The 16,075-nt window shown below is 60.9% G+C and carries 19 protein-coding genes; 17 read left to right on the plus strand and 2 right to left on the minus strand.

The genetic code is table 11. The features are described 5' to 3' along the window. Position 1: 1 nt before the first annotated feature. The 13 genes from ASD50_RS21925 to ASD50_RS21985 all read left to right on the plus strand — a co-directional run bounded on the left by ASD50_RS21925 (position 2) and on the right by ASD50_RS21985 (position 9,745). Positions 2-1,051, plus strand: a complete 1,050-nt coding sequence (locus ASD50_RS21925; RefSeq protein WP_056246556.1) for a flagellar hook-associated family protein — start codon at positions 2-4, stop codon at positions 1,049-1,051. Between the two features lie 15 nt (positions 1,052-1,066). Further along, positions 1,067-1,414 carry a flagellar biosynthesis regulator FlaF gene (flaF, locus tag ASD50_RS21930; protein WP_056246560.1) on the plus strand — a complete coding sequence of 116 codons (348 nt, stop codon included), beginning with the start codon at positions 1,067-1,069 and terminating at the stop codon, positions 1,412-1,414. After that, positions 1,411-1,854, plus strand: coding sequence for a flagellar biosynthesis repressor FlbT (flbT, locus tag ASD50_RS21935; RefSeq protein ID WP_056246563.1), 444 nt, complete (start codon positions 1,411-1,413; stop codon positions 1,852-1,854). Before flaF ends, flbT begins: the two co-directional genes overlap by 4 nt. A 2-nt stretch (positions 1,855-1,856) precedes the next feature. Beyond that, positions 1,857-2,261, plus strand: a complete 405-nt coding sequence (gene flgD, locus ASD50_RS21940; RefSeq protein WP_056246566.1) for a flagellar hook assembly protein FlgD — start codon at positions 1,857-1,859, stop codon at positions 2,259-2,261. Positions 2,262-2,328: 67 nt separating this feature from the next. Further along, on the plus strand, positions 2,329-2,595 hold the full coding sequence (gene fliQ / locus ASD50_RS21945; RefSeq protein ID WP_056246570.1) for a flagellar biosynthesis protein FliQ: 267 nt from the start codon (positions 2,329-2,331) through the stop codon (positions 2,593-2,595). 151 nt (positions 2,596-2,746) lie between these two features. After that, entirely contained in the window at positions 2,747-4,393 is a 1,647-nt protein-coding gene (locus tag ASD50_RS21950; protein WP_056246573.1) for an MFS transporter, read from the plus strand. A gap of 98 nt (positions 4,394-4,491) precedes the next feature. Next, positions 4,492-6,579 (plus strand): flagellar biosynthesis protein FlhA, encoded by a 2,088-nt coding sequence (flhA, locus tag ASD50_RS21955; RefSeq protein ID WP_056246576.1) that lies wholly within the window; start codon positions 4,492-4,494, stop codon positions 6,577-6,579. A gap of 65 nt (positions 6,580-6,644) precedes the next feature. Further along, entirely contained in the window at positions 6,645-7,328 is a 684-nt protein-coding gene (gene fliR, locus ASD50_RS21960) for a flagellar biosynthetic protein FliR (RefSeq protein ID WP_413813915.1), read from the plus strand. A 4-nt stretch (positions 7,329-7,332) separates the two neighbouring features. Then, the gene (locus tag ASD50_RS21965) at positions 7,333-7,716 is read left to right on the plus strand and encodes a hypothetical protein (protein ID WP_056246583.1); all 384 of its coding nucleotides are present in this window, start codon (positions 7,333-7,335) and stop codon (positions 7,714-7,716) included. Positions 7,717-7,742: 26 nt separating this feature from the next. Beyond that, positions 7,743-8,333: a rod-binding protein gene (locus ASD50_RS21970; protein WP_320410640.1), complete on the plus strand. Its 591-nt coding sequence runs from the start codon at positions 7,743-7,745 to the stop codon at positions 8,331-8,333. Positions 8,334-8,337: 4 nt separating this feature from the next. Then, positions 8,338-8,763 carry a hypothetical protein gene (locus ASD50_RS21975; protein ID WP_056246586.1) on the plus strand — a complete coding sequence of 142 codons (426 nt, stop codon included), beginning with the start codon at positions 8,338-8,340 and terminating at the stop codon, positions 8,761-8,763. A 22-nt stretch (positions 8,764-8,785) separates the two neighbouring features. Further along, entirely contained in the window at positions 8,786-9,307 is a 522-nt protein-coding gene (locus ASD50_RS21980; protein ID WP_056246591.1) for a hypothetical protein, read from the plus strand. 153 nt (positions 9,308-9,460) lie between these two features. Beyond that, positions 9,461-9,745: an SCP2 sterol-binding domain-containing protein gene (locus tag ASD50_RS21985; protein ID WP_056246592.1), complete on the plus strand. Its 285-nt coding sequence runs from the start codon at positions 9,461-9,463 to the stop codon at positions 9,743-9,745. 52 nt (positions 9,746-9,797) lie between these two features. Here ASD50_RS21985 and ASD50_RS21990 read toward each other — a convergent pair whose 3' ends face one another. Both ASD50_RS21990 and odc2 read right to left on the minus strand, forming a co-directional pair. Further along, positions 9,798-10,364 carry a GNAT family N-acetyltransferase gene (locus ASD50_RS21990; RefSeq protein ID WP_056246596.1) on the minus strand — a complete coding sequence of 189 codons (567 nt, stop codon included), beginning with the start codon at positions 10,362-10,364 and terminating at the stop codon, positions 9,798-9,800. A gap of 102 nt (positions 10,365-10,466) precedes the next feature. Continuing rightward, positions 10,467-11,600: an ornithine/lysine decarboxylase gene (gene odc2, locus ASD50_RS21995; RefSeq protein ID WP_056246599.1), complete on the minus strand. Its 1,134-nt coding sequence runs from the start codon at positions 11,598-11,600 to the stop codon at positions 10,467-10,469. Positions 11,601-12,142: 542 nt separating this feature from the next. Between odc2 and ASD50_RS22000 the strand changes: the two genes are divergently transcribed. From ASD50_RS22000 to ASD50_RS22015, 4 genes are all read left to right on the plus strand, one after another. Beyond that, a complete protein-coding gene (locus tag ASD50_RS22000) occupies positions 12,143-13,333 on the plus strand; it encodes an amidase (RefSeq protein ID WP_056246601.1) in 1,191 nt (396 codons plus the stop codon). A 4-nt stretch (positions 13,334-13,337) separates the two neighbouring features. Further along, positions 13,338-14,237 carry a LysR family transcriptional regulator gene (locus ASD50_RS22005; RefSeq protein WP_056246604.1) on the plus strand — a complete coding sequence of 300 codons (900 nt, stop codon included), beginning with the start codon at positions 13,338-13,340 and terminating at the stop codon, positions 14,235-14,237. Between the two features lie 87 nt (positions 14,238-14,324). Further along, positions 14,325-14,987 carry a DUF1007 family protein gene (locus ASD50_RS22010; RefSeq protein ID WP_056246607.1) on the plus strand — a complete coding sequence of 221 codons (663 nt, stop codon included), beginning with the start codon at positions 14,325-14,327 and terminating at the stop codon, positions 14,985-14,987. A 9-nt stretch (positions 14,988-14,996) separates the two neighbouring features. After that, a complete protein-coding gene (locus ASD50_RS22015) occupies positions 14,997-16,067 on the plus strand; it encodes a nickel/cobalt transporter (protein WP_056246609.1) in 1,071 nt (356 codons plus the stop codon). Positions 16,068-16,075 lie beyond the last annotated feature (8 nt).

Genomic DNA, 16,075 nt, shown 5'->3' on the forward strand with positions numbered 1-16,075 from the left:
CATGAAAGCTGTCTCCGTTTCCTCCTCCGCCATCTCGAACGCCATGCGCTACTCGCAAACGCGCATGCAGGTCGATCTGGTCAAGGCACAGAAGGAGCTGGACAGCGGAAAGGTCGCCGATATCGGTTTGACTCTCGGGGCCAACACGTCGCAATCGGTGAATTTCCACCGTGACCTCGACCGCTTGAACAGCATTGTCGATTCAAACGCGCTAGTGTCTTCGCGCCTGAAGTCGACACAGGATGCGCTCGGCCAAATCGTCGGCGCCGCGCAGTCCCTGCTCTCCAGCATGACGGTTGCTTCCTCCGGCGACATGCCTGACAGCGTCGCTGCCGAAAGTGGACGCTCCGCCCTGCAATCGCTAACCTCGATGCTGAACTCCAGCCTGAACGGAGAATATCTGTTCGCCGGCACAAACACGGATGTCAGGCCGATCAACGACTATTCGGCGGCTTCGTCACCAGCGAAGGCAGCTTTCGACGCCGCTTTCCTGGCGCGTTTCGGCTTCAGCCAGAGCAACCCGGCAGCCGCAAGCATTTCCGCCGCCGATATGGACGATTTCCTGACCAACGACATCACCCCCCAGTTTATGGGAGCCGGCTGGCAGGCCAATTGGTCCAACGCGACGGACCAGCAGATTGTCAGCCGTATCTCTCTCAACGAGACCACGGAAACCTCGGTCAGCGCCAATCAAGAGGGTCTGCGCAAGATCGCAATGGCCGCTGCCATCGTCAGCGAGGCATTTTCCGGCAATCTCGGTACAGCGGCCAAGAACGCAGCAGCCGCAAAGGCGCTCGCCCTGGCCGGCGAGGCAATTTCCGACCTCGGTCAGTTGCAATCGCAGACGGGCATCGTGCAAAATCGTGTATCGGGCGCCAGCGAACGCATCAACACACAGGTGGATTTGTTCGAGCGCCACATCATCGACCTGGAAGGCGTCGACCCTTACGAGGCCGCCAACCGCGTCAACGACCTCATGTCCCACATCCAGACATCCTTCGCGCTGACGGCGCGCATCCAGCAACTCAGCCTGTTGAACTACCTGACCTGATCAGACGGACAAGCGATGTATCAATTTTCCTACGCCGACATTCAAACAGACTCCGTCGCCGATGCTAAGGATCGTGAGCGTCAGCTATTGAGCCGCTCGATCGATCTTCTGACGGCGGCAGCGGCCGTTGGCACCGAGTCACTTGAGGCCGTCGAAGCGCTCCACTTCACCAACCGCGTCTGGACGACTTTCGTCGAGGATCTCAGCTCCAACGAAAACGCACTGCCGAAGGAATTGCGCGCCAACCTCATCTCGATCGGCTTGTGGGTGCTTCGCGAAACGGAAGACATCCGTCAGGGCAGGGCTAACAATTTCGAAGGCGTCATCGAAGTTTCCCAGATCATCCGGGACGGCATCCAATGAGCAACACATTCAAGCTTTCCCTGAAGGCGAACGAGAAAATCTATATCAACGGTGCGGTTGTCCGCTTTGACCGTAAGGTCACGATGGAACTGCTCAACGACGTCCAGTTCCTTCTCGAGAGCCACGTACTGCAACCCGAAGACGCTTCGACTCCGCTCAGGCAGCTCTATTTCATCTTGCAGGTGATGCTGATGAACCCGCAAGGCGCACCTGATGCACGCGACATGTTCCGCCGCTCGCTGCCGCTGATGCTGGCAAGCTTCAAGGACGAACGCATTCGCAACCCGCTGAAGCAGGTCGACCGCATGGTCGGCGAGGACAATGTCTTCGAAGCGCTGAAGACAATCCGCTCCCTCTATGCGTTCGAGCGCGAGGCGCTTGAACAAAACGATGATGATGAGATGGGCGAGGCCCGTCCGCTGGCAGTAGGAGCCCGCTGACCATGAACGTGGATATGACAACAGCCCTGCCCCCAACCGCAAATCCGGCATCGGCGAAGTCGAAGGCGACGGTCGATTACAATTCCTTCCTGCGGCTCCTGATCGCGCAGATGAAAAACCAGGACCCGACCCAGCCGATGGACTCGACACAATATGTGTCGCAACTCGCGACTTTTTCGCAGGTCGAACAGACCGTCCAGACCAACACCAAGCTCGACCAGATCCTGCAATCATCGGCCCTTGCACAGGCCGATAGCCTGATCGGTCATTCGCTCACCTCCGCCGATGGAGCAACCAGCGGTATCGTCAAGGAAGTGCGCCTCGCAGCAAGCGGATTGGTTGCCATCCTCGAAGGCGGCGCGGAGGTCGCGGTCGGCCCAGGCGTCACCGTGAAAAACGCAAGCTGACAAATCGAACGGGACAGGCTCATTCGGTCCATGTCCTTGCACCGGATAACGGCGTAGACTTGAAGCCATGAACGAAGCCGACGCCCTAGACATCATGCAATATGCGGTGTGGACGGTTCTCGTCGCCTCCGCACCCGTCGTTCTGGTGGCCATGGTCGTCGGCATCGGCATCGCTCTTGTCCAGGCCCTGACCCAGATTCAGGAAATCACGCTGACCTTCGTGCCGAAGATCGTCGCCATCATGCTGGTGGTCGCGCTTACCGGCCCATTCGTCGGCAGCCAGATTTCCGCCTTTACCAATGTCATATTCGAGCGGGTCGAGAACGGCTTCTAGGCGTTGGGTTCAACCTGCCTTTGCCTGTTGAAAGAGACCGCCTGGACCCAGAAGACGGTCGCTCTATGCTTTGCGGTGGCCTAGAATCCGAAAGGCTGTGCAATATCCGGAGCCAACGGAGAAAAATCCGTACGCTGGCGGAGCGAGATGCGTGATCGACGACGAACCTGAAGTTGAAAGAAGATCCACTCTGGCCCCCTTCCGGCACGGCATTTTCCGCGCCGTGTGGACTGCCAGCCTGGCATCGAACTTCGGCGGCCTGATACAGAGCGTCGGCGCCGCTTGGTTGATGACATCGATTACCACCTCTTCTGACATGGTCGCCCTTGTCCAGGCTTCAACGGCCCTGCCGATCATGCTTTTCTCGCTGCTCTCCGGCGCAATCGCCGATAGCTTCGGGCGGCGTCAGGTCATGCTGGTGGCGCAATGTTTCATGGTGACCGTGTCGATCATGCTTACGGTCGCTGCCTATCTTGGCTTGATCACACCTTGGCTGCTGCTTGCTTTCACATTCCTCATCGGCTGCGGCACGGCATTGAACAACCCCTCTTGGCAGGCTTCGGTCGGCGACATGGTCCCTCGCGCCGATCTGCCCGCCGCCGTCGCACTCAATTCCATGGGGTTCAATCTCACCCGTAGCGTCGGCCCCGCCATTGGCGGCATCATCGTCGCGACAGCGGGCGCGGCCGCCGCCTTCGCCGCCAATGCCGCCAGCTACATTGCCCTCATTTTCGTTCTTTTTCGCTGGAACCCGCAAATTCCCGCCGCCAAGCTGCCGCGCGAAACTCTAGGCGCAGCGATGGGCGCCGGCGTCCGCTACGTGGCCATGTCGCCCAATATCGGCAAGGTTCTGTTGCGGGCATCGGTATTCGGATTCACCACCGGCTCAATCCTCGCGCTGCTTCCTCTGGTGGCACGAGACCTCGTCAAGGGCGGCCCGCTGACCTACGGCATCATGTTGGGTGCCTTCGGTCTCGGCGCGGTTGGCGGTGCACTGCTCAGCGGCAGGTTGCGCCAGATGCTGTCCAGCGAGATCATGGTCCGCTACGCGTTCCTCGGTTTTGCCTTCTGCGCCCTGGTCGCAGCGCTAAGTTCACAGGCGTGGGTAACCTGCGCCGGACTTCTGGTCGGCGGCGCTTGCTGGGTGCTGGCGCTATCGCATTTCAATGTGACGGTTCAGTTGTCGACCCCGCGATGGGTCGTCGGCAGGGCGCTGTCCATCTACCAGACCGCTACGTTCGGCGGCATTGCGCTGGGCAGCTGGATTTGGGGCGTTGTTGCCGAAACGCATGGCGTGGAGATGGCCTTGATTACCGCCGCAATCACCATGTTGGCCGGTGGCACGCTCGGCTTCCTCGTACCCCTGCCGCAACTGGCGGCAATCAATCTCGACCCGCTCAATCGCTTTACCGAACCCCTCCTGTCGCTCGATCTGAAACCGCGCAGCGGCCCCATCGCCATCATGATCGAATACATCATCCGAGATGAAGACCTGCCCGAATTCATCGAACTCATGGCCGAGCGCGGGCGCATTCGCCGCCGCGACGGAGCCCGCAACTGGACATTGGCGCGTGACCTCGAAAACCCGGACATGTGGATGGAAACCTACCACACGCCAACCTGGCTGGAGTACGTGCGCCACAACACCCGAGCGACATTCGCCGACAGTGCGATCACCGAGCGCATTCGCGCGCTTCATAGCGGCCCTGACCGCCCGCGCGTGCGCCGCATGATCGAACGCCCAACCAGCGCCGATCAGGCGATCGTCACCCCGAAAGGCCCTATCGACCTGCACTGACGCCGGCGCTTCCCCACCCTCGCGCAAGTTTGAACCGCTAGATTCGGCCAACCGTGGCGCTGCCTTGCGCCGCGCCATGCACAAGGCGTGAACACACGATGGCCATCAGCGAAAGCATCTCGACCGGCACTGCGGCGCGCAACGGCCGCGACGTCTTTTTCGCGCTGGGCATCGTCATCATCCTGGCCGTACTGTTCCTGCCGATCCCGGCGTTCCTCATCGATATCGGACTTGCCTTCTCGATCGCCTTGTCTGTGCTGATCCTGATGGTCGCGCTGTGGATCCAACGGCCCCTCGATTTCTCGTCTTTCCCCACGATCCTGCTGATCGCCACGATGTTGCGGCTTTCGCTCAACATCGCCACCACCCGCATGATCCTGTCGCATGGCAACGAAGGCACCCATGCCGCCGGCTACGTCATCAGCGGCTTTTCCAAGCTGGTCATGTCGAGCGATTTCGTCATCGGCCTGATCGTGTTCCTGATCCTCATCGTGGTGAATTTCATCGTCATCACCAAGGGCGCAACCCGCATCGCGGAAGTGGGTGCGCGCTTCACCCTCGATGCCATCCCTGGCAAGCAGATGTCGATCGACGCCGATCTTTCCGCCGGCACGATCGACGACAAGACGGCGCAGTTGCGGCGTCGCGAACTGGAAGAGGAATCCTCCTTCTTCGGCTCCATGGACGGTGCTTCCAAATTCGTTCGCGGCGATGCCATCGCAGGTCTCATCATCACCGCCATCAACATTGTGGGTGGCATCGCCATAGGCTACTTGCGTCATGGCATGAGCATGGGCGAAGCAGCCGACGTGTTCATCAAGCTGTCCGTCGGTGACGGCCTCGTCACCCAGATCCCGGCGCTGATCGTATCGCTCGCTGCCGGTCTTTTGGTCTCCAAGGGCGGTACGCGCGGTTCGGCTGACCAGGCCGTGTTCGGCCAGCTCGGCGCATATCCGCGGGCGCTTTACGTTGCAGCCTCGCTGCTCGCTTTGCTTGGCATGATGCCCGGCCTGCCGCTCGTTCCATTTCTCGTGCTCGCGCTGGCCATGGCTGGCCTGGGTTATGTCATTCCGCTTCGTCACAATCGTGAGATTGCCGAACAGGAAGCGGTGAAGAAAACCGAAGCTGCCGCAAAGGCGGAGGAAGAAAAGAACTCGGTCAAGGCTTCGCTGGCCACGGCCGAGATAGAACTTCTCATCGGCAAGCAGCTATCCACCCGCCTGCTGAGTTCGCATCAGGAACTTGCCTTCCGCATGTCGAAGATGCGCAAGAAATTCGCCACCCAATATGGCTTCGTCGTGCCGGAAGTTCGCCTGACCGACGACTTCGCCATCCCCCCCAAGAGCTACCAGATCAAGATCCACGGCACGGTTTTGGCCGAATACGAAATGCGCGTGGGCGAAATCATGGTGTTATTGGGCACGCGCGACATGCCCGATATTCCTGGAGAAGAAGTGCGTGAGCCGGCTTTCGGCATGCGCGCCTACTCCGTCATGGATACCTTCGCCGAGGACCTGAAGCGCGAGCAATTCACCTATGCCGACAATATGTCGGTGCTGCTTACGCATCTGTCGGAGGTAATTCGCAACAACCTGCCGCAGTTGCTGTCCTACAAGGACATGAAGGCTTTGCTCGAGCGGCAGGACCCGGAATACCGCAAACTGGCCGATGAGATTTGCACAACCCACATCTCCTATCCGGGCCTGCAAGCGGTCTTGAAACTGCTCCTCGCCGAGCGCGTTTCGATCCGCAACCTGCACCTCATCATCGAGGCGATTGCCGAAATCGCGCCGCACGTACGCCGCACCGAGCAGATAGTCGAACATGTTCGCATCCGCATGGCTCAGCAAATCTGCGGTGACCTCTCAGAAGGCGGCGTTCTCAAGGTCCTGCGTCTCGGCAACCGCTGGGACCTTGCATTCCACCAGAGTCTGAAGCGCGACACCAAGGGCGAGATACGCGAGTTCGATATCGACCCGCGCCAACTCGAGGAATTCGGACAGGACGCCACCAAGGCGATCCGCAAGCATCTGGAAGCCGGCGAACGGTTCGTGCTCGTCACCGCGCCGGATGCCCGGCCTTATGTTCGCATGATCGTCGAACGCCTGTTCACGACGCTACCTGTGCTGTCGCACGTCGAGATCGCCAAGGGCGTCGAAATCAGGGTGCTTGGGACCATATCGTGAGCGCGCTGGCGGAAGGTGTCGTCCTGGCGGCGTTCCTTGCCTTTTGCCGCATCGGCGCGTGCTTCATGATTATGCCCGGCCTTTCCAGCGTGCGTGTTCCCCTGCAGGTGCGCCTGTTCCTTGCGGTTGCCGTCACCGCCGGCCTGCTCGTTTTCCTCTGGGACCGCATCTATCCGTTCGTCGACGCTCGCCCTGCCGTATTTGCCCCGATGATCGTTTCAGAGCTTTTGATTGGTGGCCTGATCGGTGCCATGACGCGGCTCTACATGGAGGCTCTACGCTTCATCGGCGCCGCGCTCGCAATGCAGATCGGTTTCAACAGCATGGGCGGTCCGTCAATCGAAGAGGCCGAGCCACAGGCAGCTTTGGCCGCGCTGATTTCGTTTTCAGCCCTGCTGCTGCTTTTCGTCTTCGATTTCCATCAGGAGGTGATCCGTGCGCTGGTGTCTTCCTACGCCGTTGCCCCGGTCAACGTGTTCTTCAATCCGCAGGCGGCGTTGGTCGACGTCGCCGACACCCTCTCGGAAAGCTTCTTCCTCGTCATACGGCTTGGCAGCCCATTCATCGCCTATGCCATTCTGGTCAACCTGACGATCGGCTTCGTCAACAAGCTCACCCCGCAAATTCCGATCTACTTCATCTCGCTGCCATTCGTCATCGCAGGCGGCCTTATCCTGTTCTACTTCGCCTTCGGCACGATGCTGTCCCTGTTCGTGGACGGCTTCATCGACATCACATTGGCAAGGTAGGGCGATGACGTCTCGCAAGGAACGCCTGAAGAAACTCGTCCAGGTGCAGGAGCAGTTGAAGGCGTTGCATGAAACGCGCCGGGCAACCTTTCTCTCCAACGCGGCCGCCGCGAAACTGGAAGCAGAAACGCTGGTGGAAACCTTCGATGCGCCCGGTTCCCTGTCGGGCCTGTTTCCCGATCTCTACAATCGAAGGATCGCGAACGCCGTAGCACGAAGCGAAGCCGATCTTGAAAATGCCCGCAACGAAGCCGCACTTGTCGCGAAGGCAACGGCAAGGACCAATATGGTCGAGCGCGCCTATGACGAAGCCCGTCGCCTCGAGGAGCGCCACCAGTCCGACCGGGAGCGACTCGAGCTCATCGAGCAGAAGCGTCCATCCGAGTAAAACCGGAACGTCAGGTTGCCACAAGCTTGCTGCGCGATGATCGCAACGACAATCGGCAGAAGGTCTTTTCCTTGGCGATCTCCCCACCCAGCGACATCGTTCTCGACGTTGCCCGCGCGGCCAACCCTGCCGACATCCAGCAGGCGCGCGCCCAGTTGATGCAGCGCACCGGTGTCAGCGAGGCACAATTCTCCGTTAGCAATACCCCCGCACTGTCACGCGCGACGAGTGGGGCTGGTCCAGATGCCGCCGCCGAAAACTTCAAGCATTTCGAAGCGATGGTGTTGCAGACATTCATCCAGAACATGCTGCCGAAGGATGCCGAAGGCGTCTACGGCAAGGGGTTGGCAGGCGACATGTGGAAGTCCCAGCTTGCCGAGCATCTGGCCGGCGTCGTTGCCGACGACGGCGGCATAGGCATCGCCAAATCCCTCGCCGCCGAACACTATCTCGACGGTAAGCGCAAGGTGCCGATCGGCCCCGTATCTACGAGCCCGCAGAAAACGGAAATCGACGACCAGGCGCGACTGTCCACATCTCTCGTGCAGGAATTCCAGATGAAGATCACACGCACGCTGCACGACGACCAGGCTCCGGCAGCAAGCAAGAAGGTGTAGCCCGATGACGGACTATTCGGAATTCACATCCAACCTGCCGGCGCCAGCGGCCAGTCCGGCGCGGCTGGTCGCCGCCCAGCATCCGGGCAACCTCGCCGCCATAATCGGGCGTATCGAGGAGGCTGTCGAAGAAGAAACAGCTTCGATCCGCAACAATCCCGCTTTCGACATCAAGGCGTCGAACGCACGCAAGAGCCGCTATCTCTACGAACTCAACCGCGCCATCAAGGGCGTCGATCAACCGGATCTGCTCGCCGAACACCGGGAAGGGTTGACCCGCCTGCGCCAGAAGCTCGCTCGCAACGAAGCCGCGATCCTGGCGCATCTCAACGCGGTGAAGGAAGTGGCGAATTTGCTAAAGAACGCCATCCAGCACGCTGAAGCCGACGGAACCTACTCGGCCGGCCAGTTCGGCTGGGCGCAACCATGATCCCGGCCCGGGTCGCTACCAGATGATCAAGTTCATCGTCGCTACGCTCTGGATCTGTGCCGTCACCGTCGGTGCGGTGTTCTATTCATTCCAGGCTGCCGGCGCGCGCGACGATGCAGAAGCCGCAAAGCCGATGCTGGGCGGGCTAGATTACGTCAACACCGACATCATCACCGTGCCCTATGTCCGCAACGCCCGCGTTGACGGCTACTTCCTGACGAAACTGGTGTTTACCGCCGAACCGGCCGAGTTGAAAAAGCTTTCCGTACCGCCAACGGTGATCATCACCGATCAGGTCTACTCATACCTCTACTCGAATCCGCAACTTGATTTCTCCGACAAGACGACACTCGACCTCGATGCCTTCCGGGCAAGCCTGCGCGACAGCATCAATGCCCGTGTCGGCACCGATCTGGTCAAGGAAGTGCTGGTCGACCAGATCGATTTCCTGACCAAGGATGACATCCGCGACAACGCCAAGCGGCGGCGCAAGCCCTCCAAACCGGAAGACTCGCAAGGCACCGAGCCAAAAAGCGCGCACTAAGGCCTGCCACAAGCCGGCTGCTTGCTAGAAATCACGTTGACGTAAACGTCATATACGCCATATATCCCGGAGACGGCGCCTGTGCGCCATCGAGTGGCTTGGGCATCGCCCGGGCAAATCCAATCGCTAAACGCGCAACGACGAGGAATTGCCATGGGCGTCCAGGAAATTGCAGACAGACTGAAGCCACAAGTCCAGAGCGCCGGCTTCGACCGCTCGGTCAAGTTCGACACCGGCAGCGACGGGGTGATCCTGATCGACGGTGCCGCCATCTCCACAACGGACGGGCCCGCCGACTGCACGATCAAGCTGTCGCTCGACGATCTTGAGTCGCTGGTCGCGGGTGACCTCAATCCGACCATGGCGTTCATGACCGGCAAGCTGAAGATCGAAGGCGACATGTCGATCGCCATGCAACTCAGCCAGTTGATAGGCTGAAGCAGGTCCTCGAAAATGGAAAGGCCGCCTGCGTCGGGCGGCCTTTTTCGTTTCAGGCGGCTTCAGGCTTGTCCGAGCGCGACTTGCGGCCGGCAGCCGTGAGTGTACCGGTAGCGCCATCCAGCGCACCCTCGACAAGTTCCACAGCAAGAAAGCGGTGGCGCTCATAAGGGCCGGGCATAGCAAGCTCTCCGGTCTTTTCCGAAGAAAATCCGAAGCGCTGGTAGTAAGGCTCATCACCCACCAGCAGGATGGCGCGGTGACCCAGCCGCCCCGCTTCTGCAATTGCATGTTGCATCAGTGCCGAGCCGACGCCCGCGCCCTTGAGCGAAGGCTCGACGGCAAGCGGGCCAAGCAGCAGCGCGGCAGCGCTCCCTTCGCTCAGCACGACATCCCACAGCCGCACCGTACCGACGAGCGCACCCGTCGGGTCGCGCGCGACGAAGGCCAGGCCTTCCGACGGACGCCGGCCACGCCGCAGCATTTCCGAGGACTTGCGCGTGCGTCCCGTGCCCATCGCCCGATCGAGCAGCGCTTCCCGCGCCGCGGCATCGGCGGTATTTTCAGCGACGACGGCAATGTCAGCCGCAATGTCTTGTTTGTCGTGAGCTAGTTTCATTTCCGCGATCCTTCACGAGCGGAGGTTTGTTCCACAAGCGAACCGCCGCGGGCGCCTATGCATGGACGCGCCCACGTCGGGTGATCTGAAGGGGTAGCCCCTTCAGATCACGTAGGATCGGAGAGGCTCGAAGCCGTTGAAGGCCACCGCCGAATAGGTGGTCGTATAGGCGCCCGTACCTTCGATCAGCACCTCGTCGCCGATGGTCAGCGACAAAGGCAGCGGGTAAGGCGCCTTCTCGTACATCACGTCGGCTGAATCGCAGGTCGGGCCGGCCAGCACGCAAGGTGCCACCGCATCGCCGTCGCGCGGCGTTATCAGCGGATAGCGGATCGCCTCGTCCATCGTCTCGGCAAGGCCGCCGAACTTGCCGATGTCGAGATAGACCCAGCGCACATTGTCGTTGTCGGCCTTCTTGGAAATCAACACGACTTCCGACTTAATGACACCTGCATTGCCCACCATGCCGCGGCCCGGCTCGATGATCGTCTCCGGAATGCGGTTGCCGAAATGCTTGCTCAGCGCCTCGAAGATCGCCTGGCCATAAGCCTGCGCCGCCGGTACGTCCTTCAGGTAACGTGTCGGGAATCCACCGCCCATATTGACCATCTTGAGCACGATGCCTTCCTCGGCAAGCGTGCCGAACACCTTGGCGGCGTCGCCCAGCGCGCGATCCCAAGCGGAAAGGTCGGTCTGCTGCGAGCCAACGTGGAAGGAGACGCCATAGGCATCGAGGCCGAGTGCAGCTGCATGGCGCAGCACGTCGACGGCCATCGACGGCACACAACCGAACTTTCGCGACAGCGGCCATTCAGCACCTTCGCCATCGGTCAGCACGCGGCAGAACACGCGGCTACCCACGGCCACACGCGCGACCTTCTCGACCTCTTCGACGCAATCGACGGCAAAAAGCCGGATGCCCAGTTCGTAGGCACGCGCGATATCGCGCTCCTTCTTGATCGTGTTTCCGAACGAGATGCGCGACGCCGGCGCACCGGCATCAAGCGCCATTTCGATTTCGGCCACAGAGGCAGTGTCGAAGGACGAGCCCATCGAAGCAAGCAGGCGCAGGATTTCCGGCGCGGGGTTGGCCTTCACGGCGTAGTAGATCCTGGAATCGGGCAACGCCTTCTCGAACGCGCGGAAATTGTCGCGCACGACATCGAGATCGACGACGAGGCAAGGGCCGTTCGGACGTCGGGTGGCAAGGAAGTCAAGGATACGCTGGGTTGCCATCAAGGTCGCTCCATTACGCCGAAACCGGCGTGCACAAAGGCTGCGCATGTGCGGGCGCGCGGCCTCGCATAGCGCGGTCAAACAAAGGCGGGGCGGAAGCTTCATGGAGCCGGCCGGTGGAGACACCGGGACCACGAAACGCCGTCTCGCGGCGGTGAGCTGAAGCCTTGCCCGGCTCCGGCTCGCTTTGTCTGCCTTGGCTTGGATGGAAAATCCCTCCGCACTGCCGGCAATGAAGGTGTGCCTCTTCAGTAACCCCGATCTATGGACGATCGGCAGACACCAGAAAGGCCCGCACCGTCGTTGCTTCAAGGCGTCCTCGGATTGGCGGTTGGCCGCTTATCCGACCGGGTTCGTTACTTCCCGGGTACCGTCCCGATTGCCTCGCCATTCGAGGTTCGGGGGACGCCCACAGGCACGTGCGACTTTGGGCAAGCGCGATATAGGAACATCACCCTTCACAATCAATTAAATTCTGCGGTTGGGTTGAAAAAACTGCGTCATCGAACAATGTTGCTGCAAACGTATCAGAATTGAAAACAATGACAGCCTCACGCGACCCGCTCAACGCCTTCCTTGATTTGCCGCAAGTGCCTGTTGCCAATGCACAAAGCGGCCCGTTAAGCGGCCTTTCTCTGGCGGTGAAGGACATCTTCGACGTTGCCGGCTATCGCACCGGCTGCGGCAATCCGAAGAAGTATTCCGAAGCCACAGCCGCGGCGAAATCGGCCCCATCCATCCAGAAACTGTTCGATGCGGGTGCCCGATTCGTCGGCAAGACCCAAACAGACGAATTGGCTTACTCCTTGATGGGGCAAAACGCGCACTTTCCGTTCCCGATCAACCCGATCGCACCCGATCGAGTGACGGGCGGTTCGTCATCCGGTTCGGCCGCGGCCGTTGCGGGCGGCCTTGCTGACATCGCCATCGGCTCCGATACCGGCGGCTCGATCCGCGCGCCTGCCAGCTTCTGCGGCCTGATCGGCTTGCGAACCAGCCATGGCCGCATCTCGCTCGATGGCGCCATGAAACTGGCGTCCAGCCTCGACACCTTCGGTTGGTTCGCCCGCGACATGGACATCTATGAAACCGTGGGCAACCTGCTGCTGGGGAACGACGCCGAAGGCATCCGCCTGCAACGTCCCCTCTTCATGGGTTGGCAGGATGCGCTGATCACAGGACAGGAAGAAGCCGCCGAGTACAAAAGGCTGAAGACCATCGCAGCGCGTTCAGTGGGAGAGCCTCAGCCGGTTCAATTCAGCGCAACAGCCGAGCAGCTTTACTGGTGTTTCCGCCACATTCAGGCCGATGAAGCCTGGACCGAACACGGCGCATGGATTTCCAGCGGCAACCCTGAGCTCGGTCCCGGCGTCAAGGAACGCTTCGATTTCGGTCGCACGCAGGACCCGGAAGACGTGAAACGCGAACGCGCCCGCAGGTTGACAGTGAAGCAGGAATTGGCCGACCTTCTTGGTGACGACGGCTTTCTCGTCTTGCCGACGGTCCCCGGTGCTGCACCGCTGAAAGATGCCGGCCACGATGCCTTGCTCGACTATCGCGAGCGCGCCCTGAAGCTGCTCTGCCTGTCCGGCCTGTCGGGCTTTCCGCAACTCACGCTGCCGCTTGGCACCGTTCACGGCGCACCATTCGGCCTGTCGCTGCTTGGACCGGCCGGAAGTGACAAGGCGCTATTGAAGCTGGGGCGCAAAATCCTCGACGCGGCAAAAGGTTGATACCATGGACACACTGACCCGCATGCGCGCTTTCATCGACGTGGTCGAGGCCGAGGGATTCTCAGCGGCCGCGCGCAAAATCGGCCGCTCCAAGGCGCTCTTGTCCAAATATGTACGCGAATTGGAAGACGAACTCGGCGCCCTCCTGCTCAACCGCACAACGCGCCAATTCTCGCTCACCGAAGCCGGCCACACCTACTACCGCCGCGCCTCGGAAATCGTGCGCGAGGTCGATAGCCTCGCCGATGCCGTGCGCGAATCCTCCGGCGACGTGCGCGGTCGCATCAAGCTTTCGGCACCCCGCACATTTGCCGACGCGCCGATCGGGCAGTCGCTCGTCGATTTCGCCAAGGAGCATCCCGACATCGTGCTGGAAATCGATCTCGACGACCGCTTCGTCGATCTGGTCGAAGAAGGTTTCGATCTCGCCATCCGCATTTCGCGTCTGGAAAGCTCCTCCCTGATCGCCAAGCGGCTGTCGCCCTTTTCGGTGCGCATCTGCGGATCGCCGGAGCTGATTGCCAAGCACGGCATGCCGACAAAGCCCCAGGATTTCGCTCGCCTGCCCTGCATTGTCGACACTAATGGCCGCTGGCTGTCCAACTGGCCATTCAAGGGCGACACGAGCGACACCATAAGTGTGTCCGTGTCCGGTCCGCTGGAAGTGAACAGCCCGATGGTCGCGCGCGCCGCAGCGGTTTCCGGCCTTGGTTTCGCAATCCTTCCAGATTTCATCGCTGCCCCGGAAATCATCGAAGGGCGTCTCGTTCCGGTCCTCGACGACCGCATCTTGCAAGGCGGCGGCATTTTCGCCGTATATCCGCATCGCCGCTACCTGCCGGCAAAAGTACGCGTCTTTGTCGACTTCCTCGCCCAGTGGTTCAAGGCGCGCGAAGCTGCATAACGTCGGCTATTCGCGGGCGGTCCCAATTTCGCCCGCTTTCTGATAACCCTCGGCGAATTGCGGCAATCGAGGGAATCGCGCCAGCCCATGGCTTTGAAACGCAGACTTATTCGGCTCGGCTTGGCCTTGGCTGGTCTTGTCGCCGCGACGGCCCCGGCCAGCGTGCATCCTCACGTCTTCGCCGAGGCGCGGCTTGACGTCGTTCTCTCCCCCGATCACAAGTCGATCACCGCGCTGCGGCACCTGTGGCGTTTCGACGACCTTTTCTCCAGCACCGTCCTCATGGAGTTCGACAAGAACTCCGACCTCAAGCTGGATGACGCTGAACTCAAGGAAGTCTCGGACACGATCTTTACCTCGCTTGCCGAATACAACTACTTCCAGTTGGTGACGCTCGACGGCAAGGACGTGAAGATGAAGCCGCCAGCCGCGCTGATGGCGAACCTCGAGAACAACCAGTTGATCGTGCTTTTTGAATCCACGCCCGAGACGCCGATCCCGCTCTCCGGCAAGATCGACCTGGGCATCTACGATCCGACTTTCTATACCGCCATCGATTTCACCGAGGATGAGAACATGGCGGTCGAAGGCTTGCCCTCATCCTGCACCCGCACCGTCATCCGCCCCGATCCGGACACGGCGATAGCCCAGAATCAGCAGACCCTGACCGACGCATTCTTCAACGACCCGACCGGCACGGACATGAGCAAGATCTTCGCAACGAAGCTCGAACTCACTTGCCAGGCATAAGGTGGTTCCATGAAAAAGACGCTCGTTCGCGCCACATTCGCTGCCATCGCTTTCGCCTATGTGGCGGCGCATCTCGTCGGGCACGCCCATGCGCAAAGCTCACTCGGCATCGGCACCAACGACGCCATCGCCCCTTCAACCGGCCTGTTCTCGCACTGGCTGGTCTGGATCAACCAGCATCAGCAGGCTTTCTACCGTTCGCTTTCCACCACGATGAAAGCGATGCGCGATGACGGCAGCAACATGTGGCTTCTCATCGGGCTCTCCTTTGCCTATGGCGTCTTCCATGCGGCAGGGCCAGGCCACGGCAAGGCGGTGATCTCGTCCTACATGGTGGCGAACGAAGTCGCGCTGAGGCGCGGCGTGATGCTGTCCTTCGTGTCCGCCTTCCTGCAGGCGCTGACGGCGATCGTCGTGATGCTGCTTGCGTGGTTCGTCCTGCGCGGCACCTCCGTCTCGATGACGGACGCCGCATGGTTCCTTGAAATCGCCAGCTATGTCTTTGTGACGGCTTTCGGCGCCTGGCTGTTGTGGCATAAAGCCGGCCCGCTGCTGCGCCGTCTTGCCGGCGCCGGCCCCGCGCACAGCCTGTCGGCAGCGCATGCCCATGCCGCGCACGCCCACGACCATGCCCACGGCCACCATCATAGCCATGGGCATGACCACGATCACGGACACCACCATCACCATCATGATGGCGAGGTCTGTGCGACCTGCGGCCATTCCCATGCACCGGATCCCGCCCTCCTCGCCGGCGAACGCTTCGATTGGCGCACCGCGTGGTCCGCTGTCGCAGCGGTCGGCATCAGGCCCTGTTCGGGCGCGCTGATCGTGCTTTCCTTCGCCTTGCTGAACGGCTTGTGGCTGGCAGGCATCCTCTCGGTGCTTGGCATGGCGCTCGGCACGGCGATCACCGTTTCGGTGTTGGCCACGCTTGCCGTCACCGCGAAGAACTGGGCCGTCATGCTGGCCGGCGACGGCAGGCTGGGCAACACCATCCACACCGTCATCGAGATCGGTGGCGCAGCTTTCGTTTTTCTGCTCGGTTTGCTGTTGCTGTCCGCAAGTCTCAGTGCCTGATGCCGGCG

Source organism: Mesorhizobium sp. Root552 (assembly GCF_001427285.1).
Taxonomy (GTDB): Bacteria; Pseudomonadota; Alphaproteobacteria; order Rhizobiales; family Rhizobiaceae; genus Mesorhizobium.